This is a genomic window from Clavibacter lycopersici (assembly GCF_003576405.1).
GTDB lineage: Bacteria > Actinomycetota > Actinomycetes > Actinomycetales > Microbacteriaceae > Clavibacter > Clavibacter lycopersici.
On record NZ_QWGT01000237.1, the window covers coordinates 1 to 4158 of the forward strand.

Consider the following 4158-nt stretch of genomic DNA (forward strand, 5'->3'; position numbering starts at 1 on the left):
CGCGGAGCCGCGCCCGCTCCGCCGCGTCCGCCATCGCCTCCGCGTGCGCGGTCTTGGCGCGGCCGATCGCGGCGTCGTCGCCGCGGAGTATCGCGACGCCCTCGGCCACCTGCGCGCGGAGGCCGCGGATCGAGTCGCCGACCGTGGGAGCGAAGTCCGCGTGCTCCTCGTCGTCGCGCTCCTCGCCCACGGGGAACCGCCGCAGCTCGGCGGACGCGTCCTCGGTCGACGAGCCCTCACCCGGCGGCCGCTCGAGGTGCGCCAGGCAGAGGCGGGCGACCTCGTCGGCGTGGTCGTGCATCACCGAGTGCGCGGCGCCGGGGATCTCCCACAGCCGCGCCCGCGGCAGCAGGCGTCCCATCTCCTCGACCCACGCGCGCGGGGCGACGGCGTCGTGCTCGCCGCGGATCACCAGCGTGCTCGCGCGGACCTCGGGCAGGCGCGCCTCGATCGGGAACGACATCATGCGTGGCAGCACGCGGAGGAACCAGCGCACGCCGCAGACGAGGTACGCGCGCACGGCGAGCACCTGGATCCGCCGGGGCTCGTGCAGCGACGACCGCAGGAACCGCACGGCGGCCGTGGGCACGGAGCGGGCGGACGGATCCACGACGGGCCCGATGAGCACGAGCGTGCTGATCCCGGGTCGCCGGGCTGCGAGGTCGGCCACGACCTGCGTGCCCATGGAGTGGCCGACGAGCACCGGGTCGTCGAGTCCCAGGTGGTCGATCGCGGCGCCCACGAGGTCGGCGTACTCGCGGATCTCGAGCGACCGCCCGGGGTGGCGGACGCCCGCGAACCCCGGCAGGTCGAGCGCGTGCACGGTGCCGCGTGCGTCGAGGCGCGGCGCGAGGCGCTCGAAGTAGTCGGAGGAGACCCCGATGCCGGGCACGAGCACGAACGCGCGGCCGTCGGGGCTGCCGAGCGTGCTGATCCGCACGGTGAGCCCGCGGTGCACGATGCGGGTGACGCGGACCGTGGTGGCGGGGCGGCCGTGCTCGGTCATGCGGTGCCTCCTGCGGCGGACGGGTCGTCGGGCGCGATCCGCGAGGCGTCCACGCTAGGGCACGGCGCCTGCGGGTCCGCCGATCCGCGGCGCGGTCAGGCCCGCGCGTCCTCGCCCGACACGCACAGGCAGAACGGGTGCCCCGCCGGATCCGCGTACACGTCGAAGCGGTCGGGCGCCGTCGGGTCCTCGGCCGGCTGGATCAGGCGGCCGCCGAGGGCGAGCACGCGCTCGCGGCCCTCGTCGAGGTCGTCGACGTACAGGTCGAGGTGCAGCTGCATCTGCTGGCGCGGGCCCTCGCCCGGCCACTCCGGCGGCACGAAGTCGGGCGCGAGCTGGAAGCCGAGGCGCCACTCGCCGTCGACGCGCACGCTGTGCCAGTCGTCCTCCGCATCCACCTCGCCGCCGAGGAGGCCCGCCCAGAAGGCGCTCTCCACGGCCAGGTCGGGAGCGTCGAACACGGTGATGGTGCGGCGGATCCTCATCGGGCGTTCCTTCTCTCGTCGTCGAGCGGGTGACGCCAGCCTGGCACCGGCGGTGCGCGGCCACCAGGATCCGCCGCCCGCGCCCCTGGGATCCGGACCCCGACCGACGGTAGGTTTGACGACACGGCGCGTCTCGCGCCGGTCGAACCCTGCGGGCATCGTGGCTCAGCCGTCCAGACGCGACGGCGGGAGCGTGCGGTGGCCGTCGGGCCACCAGTCACCCTCCTGAAAGGAGCGACCATGACCGCCCCCTCCGTCCAGCTCTACACGGTCCGCGACGCTGTCTCCGCGGACCTGCAGGGCGCCGTCGCCCGCGTCGCCGAGATCGGCTACACGCTGGTCGAGCCGTACGCGTTCGTCGAGCGCGCCGACGAGTTCGCCGCCGCGTTCGCCGCGTCCGGCGTCACCGCGCCCTCCGGCCACGCGCCCGTCATCGACGGCGACGACGACCAGGCCGCCCGCACCTTCGACGCCGCCGCGAAGCTCGGGATCCAGACGGTCATCGACCCGTTCATCCCCTCCGAGCGCTGGCAGACCGCCGACGACGCGCACAGGATCGCCGACCGCGTCAACGAGCTGCAGGTGCAGGCCGCCGCGCGCGGGCTCGCCTTCGGGTACCACAACCACCAGTGGGAGTTCGCGAACAAGGTCGACGGCCGGCCGGTCTACGAGCTCTTCGTGGAGCGCCTCAACGCCGACGTCGTGCTCGAGCTCGACACCTTCTGGTCGACCGTCGGCGGCATGGACACGCCCGCGCTCCTCCGCCAGCTCGGCGACCGCGTGCAGTTCCTGCACGTGAAGGACGGCAAGATCTCCGACGCCATCGCCAACGTGCTCCCGAGCGCCGAGTCCGCGCTCGTCGTGCCGCCGGAGCTCGCGCAGGCCTTCAAGATGCAGGAGCCCGCCGGCCAGGGCGACGTCGACGTCGCCGCCGTGCTCGCTGCCGCCCCCCACGCGCTCCGCGTCGTCGAGTTCGACGACTACGCGGGCGACGTCTTCGACGGCATCGCGGCGTCCTTCGCCTGGCTCGCGGAGAACGACAAGTGACCGGCGGCACCGGCCGCGTCGGCGTCGGCGTCATCGGCGCGGGCGTCATCTCGGGCACCTACCTGGAGAACATGACGGCGATGCCGGACCTCGAGGTCCTGTTCGTCGCCGACATCGACCTCGACCGCGCCCGCTCGCGCGCCGAGGAGCACGGGGTGCCGCACCACGGCACCGTCGACGAGCTCCTCGCCATGGACGAGATCGAGATCGTCGTGAACCTCACGCTGCCCGCCACGCACGCCGAGGTCGGGCAGCGGATCGTCGCGGCCGGCAAGCACGTGTGGAGCGAGAAGCCGCTGGCGCTGGATCACGCGTCCGGACAGGACCTGCTCGAGGCGGCACGCTCCGCCGGCGTGCAGGTGGCGTGCGCGCCCGACACCGTGCTCGGCGCGGGGATCCAGTCGGCCATGCGCGCCATCGCCCGCGGCGACATCGGCGAGCCGCTCACCGCGACGACGCTCTTCCACGTGCCCGGCCCCGACGCCTGGCACCCGAACCCCGAGTTCCTCTTCGCGCGCGGCGCCGGACCCCTGTTCGACATGGGCCCGTACTACGTCACCACGCTCGTGCACGCGTTCGGCGCCGCCGAGACGGTGAGCGCGGTCTCCTCGACCTCGCGCGTCACGCGCACCATCGGCAGCGGACCCCGCGCGGGCACCGAGTTCCCGGTGGAGGTGCCGACGCACCACGCGGCGCTCATCTCGTTCGCGGGCGGGCAGTCGGCGCAGTCGACCTTCAGCTTCCAGAACGCGCTGCCGCGCATGGGCTTCGTCGAGATCTCGGGCAGCGAGGGCACCATCGTGCTCCCCGACCCGAACACGTTCGAGGGCGACAGCCAGCTGTGGCGCTTCGGGCAGCAGGAGCCGGAGACGCTGACGGCCGCGGGATCGACGTACGGCCGCGGATCCGGCGTGCTGGACCTCGCGCGCAGCATCCGCGGCGGCGACCCGGTGCGCGCATCCGGCGAGGTCGCGGCCCACGTGCTCGACGTGCTGCTCGCGATCTCCGACGCGGCCGAGAGCCGCGAGGTCGTGAAGGTGGCGTCCACCGTCGAGAAGCCGACGCCGCTGGCCGAGGACTGGGACCCGGCGGCGGCGACGCTGTAGCGCCACGAGCGGTCGTCACGACGGCCCCGCATCCGGTGACGGAGGCGGGGCCGTCATGCGCTCGGCGCGCGGCTGCCCGCGGGGGAGACTGGACCCATGCAGCTGCACCGCGTCACCACCGGATCCGGCGCGCGCCGCGTCGGGCTCGTGCACGGCCTCGGCGCGGACGGCGCGACCTGGGCGCCCGTCGTCGACCGGCTCGTCGCGACCGGCCGCTTCACCGTCACGACCGTCGACCTCCGCGGGCACGGCGAGAGCGACCGCGCCTCGTCCTACGGCATCGAGGACATGGCCGACGACGTCGCCGCGTCACTGCCGCGCGGCCTCGACGCGGTCGTCGGGCACTCGCTCGGCGGATCCGTGCTGGTGCGCGCGGTCGCCCGCCTCCAGCCCGCGCGCGCGATCTACCTCGACCCCGGGTTCCGGCTCGCGCTGCCGACCACCGGGATCCGCGGTCGCCTGTTCTGGGCCGCGCCGCTCGTGGGGCTCGCGGCCGCGCAGATCCCGCGGGCCC

Annotated in this window: 5 protein-coding genes; 3 read left to right on the forward strand and 2 right to left on the reverse strand. The window is 74.6% G+C overall.

What is annotated here, in order from left to right; all coding sequences use genetic code 11:
* Window positions 1-1006 (reverse strand): alpha/beta fold hydrolase (locus DZG00_RS12915; RefSeq protein WP_147360002.1); only part of this gene is annotated, 1006 nt, incomplete at its 3' end.
* A 95-nt stretch (window positions 1007-1101) separates the two neighbouring features.
* Window positions 1102-1491 carry a VOC family protein gene (locus tag DZG00_RS12920; protein WP_119382660.1) on the reverse strand — a complete coding sequence of 130 codons (390 nt, stop codon included), beginning with the start codon at window positions 1489-1491 and terminating at the stop codon, window positions 1102-1104.
* 240 nt (window positions 1492-1731) lie between these two features.
* On the opposite strand from DZG00_RS12920, the gene DZG00_RS12925 reads away from it, so the two are divergent.
* The 3 genes from DZG00_RS12925 to DZG00_RS12935 all read left to right on the forward strand — a co-directional run.
* Window positions 1732-2538 carry a sugar phosphate isomerase/epimerase family protein gene (locus DZG00_RS12925; RefSeq protein ID WP_119382659.1) on the forward strand — a complete coding sequence of 269 codons (807 nt, stop codon included), beginning with the start codon at window positions 1732-1734 and terminating at the stop codon, window positions 2536-2538.
* The gene (locus tag DZG00_RS12930; RefSeq protein ID WP_119382658.1) at window positions 2535-3644 is read left to right on the forward strand and encodes a Gfo/Idh/MocA family protein; all 1110 of its coding nucleotides are present in this window, start codon (window positions 2535-2537) and stop codon (window positions 3642-3644) included. The genes DZG00_RS12925 and DZG00_RS12930 overlap by 4 nt, the downstream gene beginning before the upstream one ends.
* A gap of 96 nt (window positions 3645-3740) precedes the next feature.
* A partial coding sequence (locus tag DZG00_RS12935; RefSeq protein WP_119455695.1) for an alpha/beta fold hydrolase occupies window positions 3741-4158 on the forward strand: 418 nt, incomplete at its 3' end.